The sequence below is a fragment of the Chryseobacterium gilvum genome (assembly GCF_025628965.1).
GTDB classification, from domain to species: Bacteria; Bacteroidota; Bacteroidia; order Flavobacteriales; family Weeksellaceae; genus Chryseobacterium; species Chryseobacterium gilvum.
The window spans coordinates 200,564-216,473 of record NZ_JAOTEN010000003.1; the positions used below are offsets into that span (position 1 = coordinate 200,564).

At 36.1% G+C, this 15,910-nt stretch carries 18 protein-coding genes; 10 read left to right on the forward strand and 8 right to left on the reverse strand.

What is annotated here, in order from left to right; translation table 11 throughout:
* Nucleotides 1-16 precede the first annotated feature (16 nt).
* The 7 genes from N0B16_RS11160 to gldB all read right to left on the reverse strand — a co-directional run bounded on the left by N0B16_RS11160 (nt 17) and on the right by gldB (nt 4,605).
* Nucleotides 17-325, reverse strand: a complete 309-nt coding sequence (locus N0B16_RS11160) for a GIY-YIG nuclease family protein (protein WP_262991018.1) — start codon at nt 323-325, stop codon at nt 17-19.
* A gap of 73 nt (nt 326-398) precedes the next feature.
* Nucleotides 399-902, reverse strand: coding sequence for a DinB family protein (locus tag N0B16_RS11165; protein ID WP_262991019.1), 504 nt, complete (start codon nt 900-902; stop codon nt 399-401).
* Nucleotides 903-951: 49 nt separating this feature from the next.
* The gene (locus N0B16_RS11170) at nt 952-1,398 is read right to left on the reverse strand and encodes a GNAT family N-acetyltransferase (RefSeq protein ID WP_262991020.1); all 447 of its coding nucleotides are present in this window, start codon (nt 1,396-1,398) and stop codon (nt 952-954) included.
* A 7-nt stretch (nt 1,399-1,405) separates the two neighbouring features.
* Nucleotides 1,406-1,882: a nuclear transport factor 2 family protein gene (locus N0B16_RS11175; RefSeq protein ID WP_262991021.1), complete on the reverse strand. Its 477-nt coding sequence runs from the start codon at nt 1,880-1,882 to the stop codon at nt 1,406-1,408.
* Nucleotides 1,883-2,048: 166 nt separating this feature from the next.
* A complete protein-coding gene (locus N0B16_RS11180) occupies nt 2,049-3,188 on the reverse strand; it encodes a cystathionine gamma-synthase (RefSeq protein WP_262991022.1) in 1,140 nt (379 codons plus the stop codon).
* Between the two features lie 86 nt (nt 3,189-3,274).
* Nucleotides 3,275-3,601: a gliding motility protein GldC gene (gene gldC / locus N0B16_RS11185; RefSeq protein WP_262991023.1), complete on the reverse strand. Its 327-nt coding sequence runs from the start codon at nt 3,599-3,601 to the stop codon at nt 3,275-3,277.
* A gap of 17 nt (nt 3,602-3,618) precedes the next feature.
* Nucleotides 3,619-4,605 carry a gliding motility lipoprotein GldB gene (gldB, locus tag N0B16_RS11190; protein ID WP_262991024.1) on the reverse strand — a complete coding sequence of 329 codons (987 nt, stop codon included), beginning with the start codon at nt 4,603-4,605 and terminating at the stop codon, nt 3,619-3,621.
* A 172-nt stretch (nt 4,606-4,777) separates the two neighbouring features.
* Here gldB and nadE point away from each other — a divergent pair, with 172 nt between their 5' ends.
* From nadE to N0B16_RS11205, 3 genes are read left to right on the forward strand one after another with little or no spacing between them, the layout of a single operon-like run.
* A complete protein-coding gene (gene nadE / locus N0B16_RS11195) occupies nt 4,778-5,572 on the forward strand; it encodes an NAD(+) synthase (protein ID WP_262991025.1) in 795 nt (264 codons plus the stop codon).
* 17 nt (nt 5,573-5,589) lie between these two features.
* Nucleotides 5,590-6,105 (forward strand): ribonuclease domain-containing protein, encoded by a 516-nt coding sequence (locus N0B16_RS11200; RefSeq protein ID WP_262991026.1) that lies wholly within the window; start codon nt 5,590-5,592, stop codon nt 6,103-6,105.
* Between the two features lie 37 nt (nt 6,106-6,142).
* Entirely contained in the window at nt 6,143-6,451 is a 309-nt protein-coding gene (locus N0B16_RS11205) for a barstar family protein (RefSeq protein WP_262991027.1), read from the forward strand.
* A 74-nt stretch (nt 6,452-6,525) separates the two neighbouring features.
* On the opposite strand, the gene pafA is transcribed toward N0B16_RS11205, so the two are convergent.
* Complete coding sequence (pafA, locus tag N0B16_RS11210; RefSeq protein ID WP_262991028.1) at nt 6,526-8,172, reverse strand: alkaline phosphatase PafA; 1,647 nt, start codon at nt 8,170-8,172, stop codon at nt 6,526-6,528.
* 149 nt (nt 8,173-8,321) lie between these two features.
* On the opposite strand from pafA, the gene N0B16_RS11215 reads away from it, so the two are divergent.
* From N0B16_RS11215 to N0B16_RS11245, 7 genes are all read left to right on the forward strand, one after another.
* Complete coding sequence (locus N0B16_RS11215) at nt 8,322-10,040, forward strand: S41 family peptidase (RefSeq protein WP_262991029.1); 1,719 nt, start codon at nt 8,322-8,324, stop codon at nt 10,038-10,040.
* 100 nt (nt 10,041-10,140) lie between these two features.
* Nucleotides 10,141-10,725 (forward strand): TetR/AcrR family transcriptional regulator, encoded by a 585-nt coding sequence (locus N0B16_RS11220; protein WP_262991030.1) that lies wholly within the window; start codon nt 10,141-10,143, stop codon nt 10,723-10,725.
* Between the two features lie 71 nt (nt 10,726-10,796).
* Nucleotides 10,797-11,534 (forward strand): SDR family oxidoreductase, encoded by a 738-nt coding sequence (locus tag N0B16_RS11225; RefSeq protein WP_262991031.1) that lies wholly within the window; start codon nt 10,797-10,799, stop codon nt 11,532-11,534.
* A gap of 171 nt (nt 11,535-11,705) precedes the next feature.
* Complete coding sequence (locus tag N0B16_RS11230; RefSeq protein WP_262991032.1) at nt 11,706-12,683, forward strand: SDR family oxidoreductase; 978 nt, start codon at nt 11,706-11,708, stop codon at nt 12,681-12,683.
* Between the two features lie 116 nt (nt 12,684-12,799).
* On the forward strand, nt 12,800-13,594 hold the full coding sequence (locus N0B16_RS11235; protein WP_262991034.1) for a helix-turn-helix domain-containing protein: 795 nt from the start codon (nt 12,800-12,802) through the stop codon (nt 13,592-13,594).
* A 148-nt stretch (nt 13,595-13,742) separates the two neighbouring features.
* Nucleotides 13,743-14,801, forward strand: coding sequence for a tetratricopeptide repeat protein (locus N0B16_RS11240; RefSeq protein WP_262991035.1), 1,059 nt, complete (start codon nt 13,743-13,745; stop codon nt 14,799-14,801).
* A 174-nt stretch (nt 14,802-14,975) separates the two neighbouring features.
* The gene (locus N0B16_RS11245; RefSeq protein WP_262991036.1) at nt 14,976-15,884 is read left to right on the forward strand and encodes an NAD(P)/FAD-dependent oxidoreductase; all 909 of its coding nucleotides are present in this window, start codon (nt 14,976-14,978) and stop codon (nt 15,882-15,884) included.
* Nucleotides 15,885-15,910 lie beyond the last annotated feature (26 nt).

The following is a 15,910-nucleotide window of genomic DNA, read 5'->3' on the forward strand; positions in this document are numbered from 1 at the left end:
AAGCGACGAAGCAATCTTAAAAAGGATTCATAATATCCTTAATATCTTCCGCTAAATCTCTCCATTCCTGATTAAGTGAATTTATTAAATTTATCTTTTTCTGCCGAGAACCCGCTTTAATTTGTTTTTCTCTAAAAATCGCATCTCCTATTTCCTGAAAAGATTCCCAATAAACTAATTTATTGAGATTATATTTTGAAGTAAAACTCAATTCATGAAACTTTTCTTTATGTTCCTGAACTCTTTTAGGCAAGTTTGATGTCACACCTGTGTAAAGTACAGTATTATTTTTATTTGTCATAATGTAGATAAATCCTGCTTTCATTTGTGTAAATCCTTAAAATTATGTGATTGCTTCGTCGCTTCGCTCCTCGCAATGACAATAAAATTAAAAAATTTTACAATCTCGGTAAATACCTTTCCTCAATAATATTCAAATGATGCACATTATGCCCAACAATTAATTTTCCGATGGTTTCGACCGATATTTGGTTACCGTTGGCGGTTCCGGTGTTGTTAAAAACAGAAGTATTTAAAGTTTCTAAAAAAACTTGGGAAGATGCTCTTACCGATCTATACTCGTCCAGTAATGATTCTAAAGTTCTATCATTTGCGAACGAGTTTTTAGCATACATTTCTTCATCAAAGCCTGGCAAATTGGCTGTTTCACCTCTTGCAAAAGCCAACATTCGATATTGAAAAACTCTTTCTGTGTCAGATAGGTGTAGAAGCAATTCTTTCAAGGTCCATTTTCCTTTTTCATAGGTGAAAAAAGATTGTTCTTCTGAAAGATTTGAATATATTTCAACCGTTTTTTCTCCGGATTTTTTTAATTCTTCCAACCAGTTTTCGGAGCGAACAAGATCTAAATATCTCTGAATATATTTTTGAAAATCAGTCATAAATTTAATTTAGAGTATAACAATGTTACTATTAAAAAATATTGATTCATTATTTATTTGTCCATTCATAGAAATTTACGGAATCATACAATTCAAAGCCGCAAGACGGATACAATTGGTTCCCAATATCATTGCTTTTTCCTGTTTCCAGTAAAATTCCACCAGCATTTGTAGATTTCGCCAATTCTTTCGCTTGTTCAATTAATTCTTTAGAATACCCTTTTCCCCGATAATTTTCATTGACGTAAAGATCATTCAATAACCAATACCGTTTCATTCTTGTGGACGAAAATAAAGGATATAACTGCACAAATCCAACTACATTTCCATCTTCTCCAGCAACAAAAATTTCAGAATCTTTATGTTCTATTCTTTCAGTAAGAAAACGTTTTGCTGCAGGAATATCAGAATCCTTATGGTAAAAGATCCTGTATTGATCAAACAATTCAGCCAATTGAGCCAAATCCTGAATTGCAGCTTTTCTTGTATTTTTCATGTGAAATTTATTGATGATCATAACTTAAAACCCTTTTCATTTTCCAGTCTTTGCCGTCTAAAATCCATAGAATGGTAAATTTTGCACGGCTTCCTCTGTTCCATTTTCCCTGATACCATTCGGAAAAATCATGTTCACCCTCCTCAATAAAAGCGTACAACACCTTGTTTTTGTACAAAGGATACACTTTCATGCTATTGGGAATCAATTCACGTTTTACTTTATTCGGTCCGCCGCAAATGTTGTTTTTTATGGAAGCGGTAAACGCTTTTTCACCGGAAGTAATTCCGCCTTTGTCATGATAAAATTCCAGATCATCACTGATGATAGCATGATAATGAGAAAGATCACATGCATTAAATCCGATATCGAATATCAAACTGTCTAATTTTTTTGCCGTTTTATATAATTCATCGGTTTCTTTCACCTGAGAATATACAATTTGACTTAAAATTAACAACAATAAAACCTGAATCTTTCTCATATTTTTATTTTTTAATTAATTTTACTTTCACACTTTGTGTTTATTTTCCAAATGTTTAAATAAACGACTACAAACCTAGCCCCGATTGCAATGACATCCTTTTGTGTAGCGAAGCGTAACAAAAGATATAGTGGAAAGCGGGAAACAGCTTCTAAAAAAAACTAAATTATGAAAAGGCTCTTTCTAAATCTGCGATAAGATCTTCTGCATCTTCGATTCCAACGCTGAGACGAACCAAATCGTCTGTAATGCCCAGTTCAGCACGTTTTTCAGCCGGAATGGAAGCATGTGTCATCAAAGCCGGGTGATTTGCCAAAGATTCTACACCGCCCAGAGATTCTGCCAACGTAAAAACTTTTACTTTCTCTAAAAACTTAACGGCATCTTCTTTTTTACCAGATTTAAAGGTGAAAGATACCATTCCCCCGAAATCCTTCATCTGAGTTTTGGCCAACTCATATTGTGGGTGAGATTTCAATCCCGGATAAATTACCTGAGCAACTGCAGGGTGAGTTTCAAGATATTGTGCTACTTTCATTCCGTTTTCTGAGTGTCTTTGAACTCTTAACGCCAGTGTTTTAATCCCTCTCAACACCAGATAAGAATCGTGAGGTCCTAAAATTCCGCCGCTTGCAAACTGGATGAAATGCAATTTTTCTCCTAATTCAGCATCTTTTGCAATTAAAGCTCCTGCAATAACGTCAGAATGCCCTCCTAAATATTTTGTTGCAGAATGCATGACGATATCTGCGCCCAAATCGATCGGCCTCTGCAGATAAGGTGTCGCAAAGGTATTGTCAACCGCAACCAGGATGTTTTTTCCTTTTGCAACTTCTACAACGGCTTTAATATCAACCAGTTTCATCAACGGATTGGTGGGTGTTTCAATCCAGATTAGTTTTGTTTTATCAGTAATTACGTCTGCAATTTTTGACGCGTCATCAAAATTCACGAAGGTAAATTTCAACTGATATTTTTCGAAAAGCCTGGTAAACATTCTATAGGTTCCGCCATATAGATCATCAACCGCAACTACCTCATCTCCTGGATTTAATAATTTTAAAACACAGTCGATCGCAGCCAGACCAGAACCGAAAGCCAAACCTCTTGCTCCGTTTTCGATACTTGCCAAAGAGTCTTCCAATGCCTGTCTCGTGGGATTGGCAGCTCTTGAATATTCATATCCTGAATGCACTCCCGGACTTTTTTGTGCGAAAGTAGATGTTAAAAAAACCGGAACATTCACAGAACCTGTTGCAGATTCGTGGTGTTGTCCTCCATGGATAACTTTTGTATTAAAATTCATAATTTGTATAATTTACCAATATAAAAATTTACCAGTTTACCAATAATTGTTACATCGTTACATTGGTAAATTGTTATATTTATTATTTACATTTTTATCGCAGATTTAACTGCAAATTCTTCTGCCATTTGCTCGATCCACTGTGCAACATCTTCTTCTCCTGTTGCTCTCTGATACGTATTCCCAAGAGAAACCAGAATCTGGTGCATAAACATTTTCATTTGATCAACCGGCATATCTTTCGTCCAAAGATCAATTCTTAAAGCTTCTGATGTTTTTTCGTCCCAAACGGAAATCATTACTGCTTTGGTTTCTTCTTTTTCTACTCCGCCATCAGCTGCATTCCAAGTCATCAATTCGGGAATGTGGTTTTCATCCAGCTCTACATCTATCGTTATCTGAGTCTTTCTCATTGTATATTCTAATTTTATTATTCTTCTAATTTCGGTTTATAGCTTGCCTGATTAAAAATCTGGGTTGCATCCAGTTTTAAAAAATCGGTAAGCTTTGTTTCAGGTTTATTCTTAAAATATTCTTTGCAGATCTGCCATCCTGTAAAAACGCCTACCATCGGAGATGACTGGTTATCTATTTCGGTATAAAATTTCGAAAACGGACCCGGATTGATAAACCGTTCTGCCAATCGGTGGTCATCACCAAAAATCAGGTTGCTTTCAACAAAATAATTGTAAATATTGGCTTCGTTTGCTACAGCCCAGTCGTACTGCTGCTTTGTATAATCCATTTTCAGATAATCCGGAGTATTGGGTAAAAACGCATCCTGAAGCATCATTACTTTTCCGTTGTACACCAATAAATCGATAAATTTCTGGCTTTCCCCGGAAAAAGGGACAATATTTTCCGCAAACATCCTCGATACTTTCGGAACGATATTATTGGGATTCATTGATTTCTGAAAATACAGTTCCAGACCTTTATAATTAGGATTTTTATCTCCCATAAAACCGGTCATATCTATAAACAGGAAATTTGTTTTTTCGTCATAGAGAATGGGATCCTGAACCATTTGTAATGCCGACGAAAAAAGAAAAACTTTCGGGGTTTTAAACTGCGGGAAATAATATTTGATATGAGAAAACAATTCCTGCAAATTGTTTTTCAGCTTTAACTGGTCTATTTTTGCTGCTGCTTCTTTATAGATTCTCACTTCTTCAGCATCTGTTCTTCTTTTCACAAAATCTTCGTCCGGAACGGTACCCTGAAACCACGGAAATTGTTTTGTAAACTGTTCTAAAGGAATCTTCGGATCGTAAAATTCTTTGGAAATATCAGTCATTTCCACCTTTTCGGCAGGATTTTTTATTTCTACTTTCCAGAGTGTTTCCTGATCTTTTTTACAAGAACTTAAACTTACAACTAAAAGACAGGAAAGTGCGGCAATTCTAAAAATCTTCATTATTTTTACATGAAATTTAAGGATACAAAAATAAGGATATAAAAACAAACTCCTGCTGAAAAAGAATTTTTTTAGAGCCTATAAACAAGAAATTAAATCCTGAAAAAGAATAGAGTTTTGCGAAATCATCTTTTATGGAACTCAAGTAATTGAATTATCAAAAAAATATAAAATGCAGACACAAAAAATAATAGATCATATCGTAAGCTGGCTGAAAGAATATGCTCAGAAAGCAAATGTAAAAGGGTATGTAATCGGGGTTTCCGGAGGGGTAGATTCCGGAGTGGTGTCTACTTTGGCAGCCATGACAGGTTTGAAAACGCTGTTGATTGAAATGCCGATCCGTCAGAAAGAAGACCAGGTAAACCGTGCATGGGAACATATGAATGACCTGAAATCAAAATTTCCGAATGTAGAAGCAATATCAGTAAATTTAACGCCAGCTTTCGAAGAACTCCATAAAACATTTGACGTAAAAGACGATGAGTTTCCCAACGAAAAACTGGCTTTTGCCAATACAAGATCCCGTCTGAGAATGCTCACCTTATATTATTACGGGCAGATTAACGGTCTATTGGTGTGCGGAACCGGAAATAAAGTGGAAGATTTCGGAATCGGCTTCTATACAAAATACGGCGACGGCGGTGTAGACGTCTCTCCCATCGCTGATCTTTATAAAACAGAAGTCTACGAACTGGCAAAAGCCTTAAACCTTGTCAAAAATATTCAGGAAGCCATTCCTACAGACGGGCTTTGGGATGTCGACAGAACCGATGAGCAGCAGATCGGCGCAACGTATCCCGAATTGGAAAAAATTCAGAAAGAATGGGGAACAAAAACCGAGTCGGATTATGATGGAAGAGATCTGGAAGTGTACAAAATTTTCAGCAGGATGAACAAAGCTGCGCAACATAAGATCAATCCGATCCCGGTATGCGATATTCCTGAAGAATGGAGAAATGCATAATCATTAAATAAAACACAATGAATGGTAAAATAAGATCCCTGTTTTTTATCTGTCTCGGGCTTTTGTTCGGAATGTCGGCGATGTATATTTACAGCAATTTCATTGCTGACAAAAATGAAAATAGCTTGGTAGATAATCGTCCAAAATATAATGCTCCCGGAGAGTTTAAAGATACAACACTAAAGCCTGAATATTCTAGAGAACAAACCATAGATCAGCTTACAGAAGAAAAAATGGTCATACAGTATGTAAAGCAAAACCATCATCTTCCCGATTATTATCTTACCAAAAACGAAGCAAGAAAACTAGGCTGGAATCCTTCCAAAGGAAATCTTTGCGAAGTTTTGCCGGGAAGGGCAATTGGCGGAGATCATTTCAGCAACCGAGAAAAGCAGCTGCCAGAAGGACAAAAATATTTCGAAGCCGATGTGAATTACCATTGTGGAAACCGAAATGCCGACAGAATTATTTTCACCCACGAAGGTGAAGTTTATGTAACCAAAAACCATTATAAAAGCTTTGAAAAGCAGTAATCTAAGGTTGAAGCAGATTATCTATAAAAAATAAACTATGAAAACAATATACATCGATTTTACAGCTCTTGGAGATTACGAAGATTTTTATGCGCAGCTCAAAGAAAAAATAAAGCTTCCCGATCATTTCGGGGACAATCTGGATGCGCTTTCAGACATTATTTCGGGCGAACTGGAAATGCCGCTTCATCTCGAATTCGTGAATATGAGTGTCGATCAGCTGGAAACTTTTGAGGATCTTTTAACTACTTTGGAAGATGCAGAAGATCAGGTTGAAGATTTTACATTTACGTATTTTCTTGAACAGTTTGAAGATGATGACGAGGAGGAAACGAAAGAAGAATAATTCAGGTTTGCACAAAAATAATCCCTACAAATAATATTTTGCAGGGATTCTATATTTAATAATCTATCCTGATTTTATTTCCCTAAAACCTCAGTGATCGGATTTCCGATATTTCCACTTGGGAACTGTATCTTTAATAACGAAGAAACTGTAGGTGCAATATCGGTCATATGATACGGTGCATTGCTTTCACCGTGTTGAATTCCCCATCCCATAAAAATCAGAGGAATGTGTGAATCATAAGAATTCCATACGCTGTGCGTTGTTCCTGTTTTTGAATAGGTCGGAAGCATAGAATCATGGGAAATCAACTGAATATCTCCGCTTCTCTGCCTGTTGATTCCGTTGATAATCCTTTGTTTGATAGGTTCAGGAATGGTTGCTTCCTGCACTTTTTCTACTGAAACGGCGAATAAAACCGTCGGATCTTTTTCCAGTTCTTTTATAGTGAAATCTCTTACATCATCAAGTTCAAGCTTATTTTCTTTCAACAATTTTCTGTCAAAATATATCTGATAATTGTCAACAGCATTAATCAGCTTATCAACACCGAATTTCGCTTTTAAATGATCATTAATATTTTTTTCCATCCCCTCTCCAAAAAATCCGGTGGTTATTTTATGTTCCTGCAAAAAGCCTTCAGCATGGGATGCACCGTGATCAGCCGAAAGAAAAACAGTATATTGATCTTTCCCCACCTTCGAATCCAGATAGGTAAAAAACTGAGCCAGATCCTGGTCTAATCTGAGGTATACATCTTCCACTTCAATAGAATTGGGCCCGAATTTATGCCCTGCATAATCTGTCGAGGCCAAATTGATCGCTAAAATATCGGTAATGTTGTCTTCTCCCAATTTTTCACCTTCTATAGAAGCTTCAGCCAATTGTAAGGTGAGCGTATTTCCGAATGGTGTATAACGGATATTGTCTTTTTTAGCCAAATAATCGGCCGCTAAATTACTGTACGGAAAAGTGGGTGTTTTTGCACTGCCCAAAAGCCCTTCCCAGGAAGAATTATCGGGAGAGCTTTCCGTATACTGATTAATCGGAAGCAAAGTATTCCAGCCATTGGCGACCAGTTTATCAGGTAAATTCCGGGCATTAAAATCTTTCATCCATTGCGGTAAATCTTTCATATACCATGTACTCGTTACAAAATTCCCTGAAGAATCGTCAAACCAGTACGCGCCGTTTGGGGCATGACCTGCCGGAAGAATTGACGCCCTGTCTTTTAGGGAAACCCCGATTACTTTTCCCTGAAAATTTGTTGCCAGTCGAAGCTCATCGGTAACCGTAGTTGACCAAAGGTTTTTTGGGGAATGGCTTCCTACCTTTGTATTGGTAGTTCCCACAGGTTGTACATTTTCGTCAGTTGTACAATACACATTTTTACCGGTCTCTTTATCATTCCAGTCATTTCCCGCAATCCCGTGAATCGCCGGAACAGAACCGGTATAAATCGAAGTATGCCCTAAAGCGGTAACCGTTGGAATGTAATTGATATGAACATTATTCAGCGAATATCCTTTATTGATTAATCTCTTAAAACCGTCATTCCCATATTTACTGTAAAAACGGTACAAATAGTCCCATCGCATCTGATCAACCACCAAACCGATGACCAATTTGGGCCTCTCTACCTGAGTATTTTTATTTTTCTGAGCATTTATGGTGATGACCGACAGAAAAGAAGCTGCCGCAACCGTTATTTTTTTGAACATGAATACCTTTTTAATAACGCAAATTTAAGGGTTTTCGGGGTTTTGGTATATGAAATTTTATTTAAATTTGAGGCTGATACTTTTGGTGAAGATTACTGCTGAAAGTCATTGCATCATCATACCCATCACAGTACAAATCCGAATAGTATATGAAAAGAACGGTTATCATCTTAATGTTGTTTTTTTTCCAGCAATCGCTGTCTGCGCAAAAAGAACAGCAATATATTTTTCTTAAGACATGGAATTTTCTTAAATACTATCATCCCGATCTTGCAGGCGGTAAAAAAGATGCCGACAGTTTATTTCTGGCTACCATTAAAAGTGTTGATTCGAATGATGATTTTAATTCTATTATTTTGAAATTATCAAAAGATTTAAAAAAAACATTGACCAATCTTGCTCCTGCAGAGACTTCAACAGATATTCTGACAAAAAATCAGAATTTTGACTGGTTTCAGAAAAACTCAAAAATAAGTTCTGAAAACAAAGCTCTGCTGAATAATATCTATCATCACCGATACAATTTTGAGCTTTTAAAAGAAGGAAAATTAGTAAGTGATGAAAAAAAATATTCATTCCCGAAAAATGAAAATCTACCGCCTGAATACCGTTTATTAGCGTTGGCAAAAATTCAGGGGGTTGTTGATCATCTTTTTCCTCACAAATATATTATGGATAAAGGGTTTGATGATTTTTTCAAGAAAAGTTTAGAAGAAAATTCAAGAATAAGCTCAAGAAAAGATTTTGAAATTGTATTGGCAAAGCTCGTTTCAAAATTGAAAGACAGTCATGCCTTCAGTTTTTATAAACAACTGAATTATAAGAAAGATATTTTTCATGGTGATTATCTCGCCCCGTTTGATTTTCAGATTGTGAATGATCATATTTTAATTACAAAACTTATTTTTCCGGAAATCTGTATGAAATCTGAAATTAGCGTGGGGGATAAAATTATTTCCATTAACGGCAAAACTATTCCACAGGTTATTAAAGAAAAGGGAGAATTATTATCGACTTCCAATACTGAGAAATTGACCTATGTACTTTCAAAATATGAAAACAACCTCATCTGGACCGGTGATCAGCAACAAAAGAGTCTGGAAGTGCGATCAGGAAAAACCAATAAGAAATTTTCTGCGAACGTGGACATGATTGATCCTTCAGATCAGGAAAAATATGAACTGATTGTCAATTATTTACAGGATAAAATCAGAAAATCAGAAAACCGCAAAATTATTCATAAGGATGTGGCTTATTTTAACGCTAATCGAACTTTAGCATTTATTGATAAGGTGAATGATGATAAAATAGATGCCGTGATGGACAGTATTCTAAGCGATGCCGCCCAAAAAAAGGCAATCGTTTTTGACATGAGGGCGTATCCGGATTGGGGCGGATTCTTTTTTCATTATCTCTACAAATACTTTTCTCCTGCTGAAAATTATTTTGGAAAGTATTATCAGCAAAACTTAAAAAATATCGGCACATTTACGTACAAAGATCAAAGCATCACGTATTTCCCTACAATCCCTGGCAAAACAACCCATACGTATAAAGGGAAAGTTTTTATTCTCGTCAATCCCGACACACGGAGTGCAAGCGAATGGTATTCGATGAGTCTTCAGAAAATTTTTCCGCAGTCGCAAACTATTGGTCAGCAAACTTCTGGTGGAGACGGTGATTTGGTAAAAGTGAATCTTCCGGGCGATTATCTTCTGGAATTTACCGGAAACGGAATTTTTTACCCTGATAATGCGCAAACCCAGCAAACCGGAATCAGAATCGATGAACTGATGAAATATCAAGATCAGGATTTTCTCAACAATCGTGATCTTGAATTTGAAAGAGTTTTAGATTTGATGAAATAATCTCAATATAACTTTATTGATAAGAGCTATAAAAGAAATAGGAAATTTTATTTTGTACTGATTAGTACAATTATATATCTTTGTCTCATTAAAATAAGAAATGGCAGGAAGACCAAAAATATTCAACGAAAATCAGGCAATCGAAAAAGCTACTGAAGTTTTCAGAAACAAAGGTTATGATACCGCTTCTGCAGACGAGTTGTTGACTGCGATGGGAATCGGGAAAGGAAGTTTTTATCTTGCCTTCAAAGGTGGAAAACAGGAATTGTATGTAAAATCGATCGAGCAGTTTTCTGAAAGTTTTTATAAACAATTGTCTGAAGGAATTGAAAATGCTGAAAACGAAATTGAATACATCAAACAGGTTTTTTTAAGTCAGGCCCATTCTCCTGACTGTGAAAAAGAAAGAGGCTGCTTTTTAGGAAATTCTTTGGTGCAATTGTCCGAAAAAGATATGCAAATAAAGAAAACGTCTGTTAAAATCCTTAAACAGCTTCATCATCTTTTTGCAAAAGTCATCGAAAAAGCACAGAAAAACAATCAAATAAACACAGGAGAAAATCCTGAGATTCTTGCTTGGCATCTGACCAATCTTTGGAACGGGATTCACATTACAAGACGTATGGAAAATTCTTCGGAAATTCTTAAAAGCATTATTGAACTGAATTTAAAAGTACTCGATTAAATTTTTTTCCTATATTTTGTACCAAATAGTACAATATTAAATTATTATTATAAACATTTAAAAAAAACGTTATGAACATTACAAACAACACTATTTTAATTACCGGCGGAGGTTCAGGAATCGGTTTAGAAATTGCAAAAGCATTAAACGCCACAAACAAAATCATCATTGTTGGAAGAAACAAAGAAAAACTAGACTCCGCAGCGCAAGGTTTAGAAAATGTATCCACCATTCAGGCGGATGTAACCCATGAAGACGATATCAACAGACTATACGAAGAAGTAAAAACGACCTTCGGCAGATTGAATATTCTCATCAATAATGCGGGTTTTGCTCATTATTATACGATTTCTGAAAATTCTCAAACGCATGACAAAGCATGGGAAGAGTTTACCACCAACTATTTTGCGCCGATCAGAATGACCGAAAAATTTCTTCCCCTCCTGAAAGAACAAAGCGAAGCCGCTGTTGTGAATGTTTCATCGATTGTAGGATTTGTTCCGGGTGCAAGTCTACCGACGTATTCAGATTCAAAAGCGGCACTGCATTCTTATACTCAGGTTTTAAGACATCAATTGGCAAAAGACACCTCAGTAAAAGTTTTCGAATTGATGCCGCCATTAGTCAATACCGATTTTTCTGCAGAAATCGGAGGAAAAGAAAACGGAATTCCGCCATCTGTTGTTGCCGATGATTTGGTAAAGGCACTTCAGGAAAATAAGTATGAAGTACGTGTCGGATTTACAGAATCGCTGTATCAAAATTTCTTTGCCGGAACGGAAGGTGCATTTGATGCTTTTAACAGTTAAAAATTTCTTATCAGATATTTAATTTATTTATCTCTCACAAAGTTATGTGGGAGATTTTTTAATGATGATTACAATTGCTTTATTGAACTTCTCAACAAATAAAAATTGGCCTCCACAACAAAATTTTTGTCCGAAATAAGCCCCAACTTTGTCCTGTAAAATATAAACAAAATGGAAAACGTACAGACAAAGAAAACAGTCTTGGTAACGGGAGGTACAGGATTTTTAGGAATTCATACGGTTCTGCAATTATTGCAACAAGGATATCACGTAAAAACTACCCTTCGCTCAATAGCAAAAAAAGAGCTCATTGTAAAAGCATTAAAAGAAGGTGGAGTTACCGATTTCTCAAATCTCACTTTAATTGAAGCAGATCTTACAAGCGACCGTAATTGGGAGGAGGCCGTAAAAGGCTGTGAGTATGTCCTTCATGTAGCCTCACCGTTCCCTGCACAGGATCCGAAAGATGAAGATGAACTCATCATTCCTGCAAGAGACGGCGCTTTGCGCGTTTTGAAAGCATCGCGTGACGCGGGTGTGAAAAGAGTGGTTTTAACTTCTTCCTTCGCGGCAGTCGGTTACAGTAGGGATGCAAAAAATCATGTTTTTACGGAAAAAGACTGGACAGACCTCGATGCTCCACTTCCGGCATACATCAAATCAAAAACCGTTGCTGAAAAATCTGCCTGGGAATTTATTGAAAAAGAAGGAAACGGATTGGAACTTGCTGTCATCAATCCGGTCGGGATTTTCGGTCCCGTTATCGGCGGAATTACTTCCGCTTCGTTGGATATCGCAGTTTCAGGGATCCTTAACGGATCGATGGATAAAACTCCGCCTTTTACGATGGGTGTGGTCGATGTGAGAGATGTTGCCGACCTTCATATCAAAGCAATGCTTTATCCCGAAGCTAACGGAGAACGTTTTATCGCAACTTCAGACGTTGTGATGAGCTTTTATGACGTTGCCGAACTGTTCAAAAAAGAAAGACCGCAATATACTTTTGAAATAAAAGAACTGGAACCCATCAGCAAAGAATTCTACAAAGCAATGTCTAACCAAAAGGCAAAAACCATCTTAAACTGGATTCCCAGAAGCCATGACGAAGCTTTGTTGGCCAGTGCAGACAGTTTAATGGGAAAGTCATAAATTTGTGTACCGCAGTTATTCACAGCCCGACTTGAACGGAGCTCTTTTTGTGCAGCGAAGCGGAACAAAAAAGCGGGAGTGGAAGGCGGAAAAAGCTGCCATAAAAAAAATGAAAAATGAAATTCAACAATATACAGTCTTGTCATTTAGGCCCCGAAATTTCTCCGGAACAGTTTATTCCGGAGCATTTCTTTTTGTTTCTGCTGAAAGGTTCGATGGTTGCATACGATGGATACAGGCATTACAATATGAAACCCGGAGATTACTGTCTCGCTCGAAAAAATCATCTTGTGCGGTATACAAAATATAAGGAAAACGGAGATTTTGAAAAAGTAATAATCGCTTTTGATGAACCTTTTTTAAAAAAATTTCTGGAACGCCATTCGTATCAAGCTGAACCGACGGACAATGAGGATTCTTTTCTGTTCATTAATGAAGATAAACTGATTAAAAATTACATCCAATACCTGGAACCTTATTACAACGGAACCGAGCAATTGGACAGCCATTTTGTTGACATTAAGCGTGAAGAACTGCTTATGATTTTACTGAAAAACAATCCTGACCTGAAAGATATTTTGTTTAATTTTAATGTCCCGCACAAAATTGATCTGGAATTGTTTATGAATCAAAATTATAAATTCAACATCAGTCTGGAACGTTTTGCCTTTATGACAGGACGAAGCGTATCAACTTTTAAAAGAGAATTCAACGCGATTTTCAACACCACACCGGGAAAATGGCTCCTCCATAAACGTCTTCAGGAAGCCTACTTTCTTCTAGACAAAGAACATAAAAAACCAAATGAAATCTATCTTGATCTTGGCTTTGAAGATCTCTCCCATTTTTCTTTCGTTTTTAAGAAAGAGTTTGGGATCTCGCCGTCGGAAGTGTGGAGATTAAAAACCTAATTGACTTTAAAGAATAATTCACGCCTTATTTTATCTTTACTATTGAAGATCAGTTCATTAATTTCTCTAAGAATTTTAAGGAATTATTGCCTTTATATTTATTTACAGAAAATGTGCATCTTTGAAAATTAAATAACGATTTAAATTTATGAGACGTACTTATTATGTTTTTTTTGCCCTTATATTCTTTCAGTGTATAAATGCACAAAAAAAAATCTTTAAATGTGAAAAAATACATGATGCAATAGAACTTATTGATAGTGGAAAATATGATGAAGGTATTACAATTCTTAAAGAATGTGAAAAGATAGATCCCACAGATTCTACCTATCCTTACGAAATAGCGTATGCATTTGTACAAAAGAAAGAGTACAAAAGTGCTATTTTACAGCTTGAGAAAATAAAGAATTACAATAATATTGATGATTACTATTTTTCTCTTCTTGGAAATACGTATGATTATGACGGCAATCCCAACAAAGCAATTTCTACTTATAATGAAGGATTAAAAAAATTTCCGAATTCAGGAAGATTACATTTAGAAAAAGGGGTAGTTTATGAATTTGATAAACCTTCAGAAGCAATGAAAATCTACGAAAAAGGAATTCAGGTTGATCCTTCTTATCCTTCGAATTATTATAGGGCTGCAAAATTATCTCTTGACTCTGAAAATAAATTAGCAGGGCTGATCTATGGAGAAATATTCATGAATCTGGAAAGAACGACAAAGAGAACAGGAGAAATAAGCCAGAAATTGTATGAAACCTATAAAAACTCAATTGATCTTAATGATAAGAATAATAAAAATCTTGCATTTTGCAAACTGGTAAATATTAATCCGGATATGATAGGAAAAGGCAAACTCCCTTTCTGTACAATCTTTGAAATGAATTTTGTACTATCACTTCTGGATCAGAGCGAATTTACCCTGAATGCGCTCTCCGATATGCGAGAAAAATTTCTGAAACAATATTTCACTAGAGACTCTAAAGATTACCCGAATATTTTACTTGATTACTTCAAAAAAATGGCAGATAATAAAATATTTAATGCTTACAATCATTATATCTTTCAGATAGGTGATCAGCAAGCTTTTAGCAACTGGAAAAAAAATAATCAAGCAGAATATGACAAATTTGAAATATGGTACACTACCGATGAAAATATTTTTAAACCCGATGCATTAATAGTCACACAAATTAAATAGCAAAAAGCTTTATTACGATAGAGTTTTTTTCGGCTACGCAAAAAATAAATCCGGCTATATCCAGATTATATGAAACCCAGAACTTTATTACAACAGAATCAAACTAAAGGAAAATTGTAAATTTGTCATTTATAGTGCTGAACGACATAGGTGAGTTAAACGAATTCTAAAATCATGACTGAAAATAAAACGTACGATGTCATTATTATAGGCGGAAGTTACGCCGGGCTTTCTGCTGCAATGGCACTGGGAAGATCATTACGAAAAACTCTGGTGATTGATAGCGGTAAACCCTGCAATATTAAAACTCCGCATTCTCACAATTTTTTAACGCAGGACGGAAAGTCTCCCAAAGAAATTTCAGCTATTGCCAAACATCAGGTTGAGCAATATGACACCGTCCATTTCTATGAAGGAATAGCCGATTCTGCAAAAAAAACAGATGGAGGATTTGAAATAATTACCCGTGACGGGAAACAATTTATAAGCAAAAAACTTATTCTGGCTACAGGAATTTCAGACCTGGTTCCTGATGTAAAAGGGTATAAAGAATCCTGGGGAATTTCTCTGATTCACTGTCCGTACTGTCATGGCTATGAATACCGCAATCAGAAAACTGGCATTATCGCCAACGGAGACCGGGCTTTTCATCTTGCATCGCTGGTTAAAAACCTGACTTCAGAAGTAACAATTTTTACCACCGGAAAATCAACTTTCAATGATCAGGAAAAAGAAACACTGAAACAAAATGAAATTGATATTATCGAAACAGAAATTTCAATACTGAAACATCAAAACGGATATATTGAAAGCCTTATTTTGAGCGACGGAAGGGAAATAAAGCTGAATGCAGTCTATGCCGGATTTACTTATAAGCAGCATTCGGACATTGCTGAAAACCTGGGTTGTGAATTTACCGAAAACGGCCATATTAAAACTGATCATGCGCAGAAAACAAACATTCCCGGACTTTTTGTATGCGGTGACAACTCTTCCATGATGCGATCCGTATCCAGTGCGGTAATGACCGGTAATGTAGCCGGAGCAATGGTCAATATGGAACTGGTGACAGATCGTTTTTAAATAAAATTTGTCTGCTCATTTTTGTA

Bases quoted from the DNA above. Each gene is read 5' to 3' on its own strand.
- N0B16_RS11160 (WP_262991018.1), bottom strand. From the start codon at position 325: ATGAAAGCAGGATTTATCTACATTATGACAAATAAAAATAATACTGTA.
- N0B16_RS11165 (WP_262991019.1), bottom strand. From the start codon at position 902: ATGACTGATTTTCAAAAATATATTCAGAGATATTTAGATCTTGTTCGC.
- N0B16_RS11170 (WP_262991020.1), bottom strand. From the start codon at position 1,398: ATGAAAAATACAAGAAAAGCTGCAATTCAGGATTTGGCTCAATTGGCT.
- N0B16_RS11175 (WP_262991021.1), bottom strand. From the start codon at position 1,882: ATGAGAAAGATTCAGGTTTTATTGTTGTTAATTTTAAGTCAAATTGTA.
- N0B16_RS11180 (WP_262991022.1), bottom strand. From the start codon at position 3,188: ATGAATTTTAATACAAAAGTTATCCATGGAGGACAACACCACGAATCT.
- gldC (WP_262991023.1), bottom strand. From the start codon at position 3,601: ATGAGAAAGACTCAGATAACGATAGATGTAGAGCTGGATGAAAACCAC.
- gldB (WP_262991024.1), bottom strand. From the start codon at position 4,605: ATGAAGATTTTTAGAATTGCCGCACTTTCCTGTCTTTTAGTTGTAAGT.
- nadE (WP_262991025.1), top strand. From the start codon at position 4,778: ATGCAGACACAAAAAATAATAGATCATATCGTAAGCTGGCTGAAAGAA.
- N0B16_RS11200 (WP_262991026.1), top strand. From the start codon at position 5,590: ATGAATGGTAAAATAAGATCCCTGTTTTTTATCTGTCTCGGGCTTTTG.
- N0B16_RS11205 (WP_262991027.1), top strand. From the start codon at position 6,143: ATGAAAACAATATACATCGATTTTACAGCTCTTGGAGATTACGAAGAT.
- pafA (WP_262991028.1), bottom strand. From the start codon at position 8,172: ATGTTCAAAAAAATAACGGTTGCGGCAGCTTCTTTTCTGTCGGTCATC.
- N0B16_RS11215 (WP_262991029.1), top strand. From the start codon at position 8,322: ATGAAAAGAACGGTTATCATCTTAATGTTGTTTTTTTTCCAGCAATCG.
- N0B16_RS11220 (WP_262991030.1), top strand. From the start codon at position 10,141: ATGGCAGGAAGACCAAAAATATTCAACGAAAATCAGGCAATCGAAAAA.
- N0B16_RS11225 (WP_262991031.1), top strand. From the start codon at position 10,797: ATGAACATTACAAACAACACTATTTTAATTACCGGCGGAGGTTCAGGA.
- N0B16_RS11230 (WP_262991032.1), top strand. From the start codon at position 11,706: ATGGAAAACGTACAGACAAAGAAAACAGTCTTGGTAACGGGAGGTACA.
- N0B16_RS11235 (WP_262991034.1), top strand. From the start codon at position 12,800: ATGAAATTCAACAATATACAGTCTTGTCATTTAGGCCCCGAAATTTCT.
- N0B16_RS11240 (WP_262991035.1), top strand. From the start codon at position 13,743: ATGAGACGTACTTATTATGTTTTTTTTGCCCTTATATTCTTTCAGTGT.
- N0B16_RS11245 (WP_262991036.1), top strand. From the start codon at position 14,976: ATGACTGAAAATAAAACGTACGATGTCATTATTATAGGCGGAAGTTAC.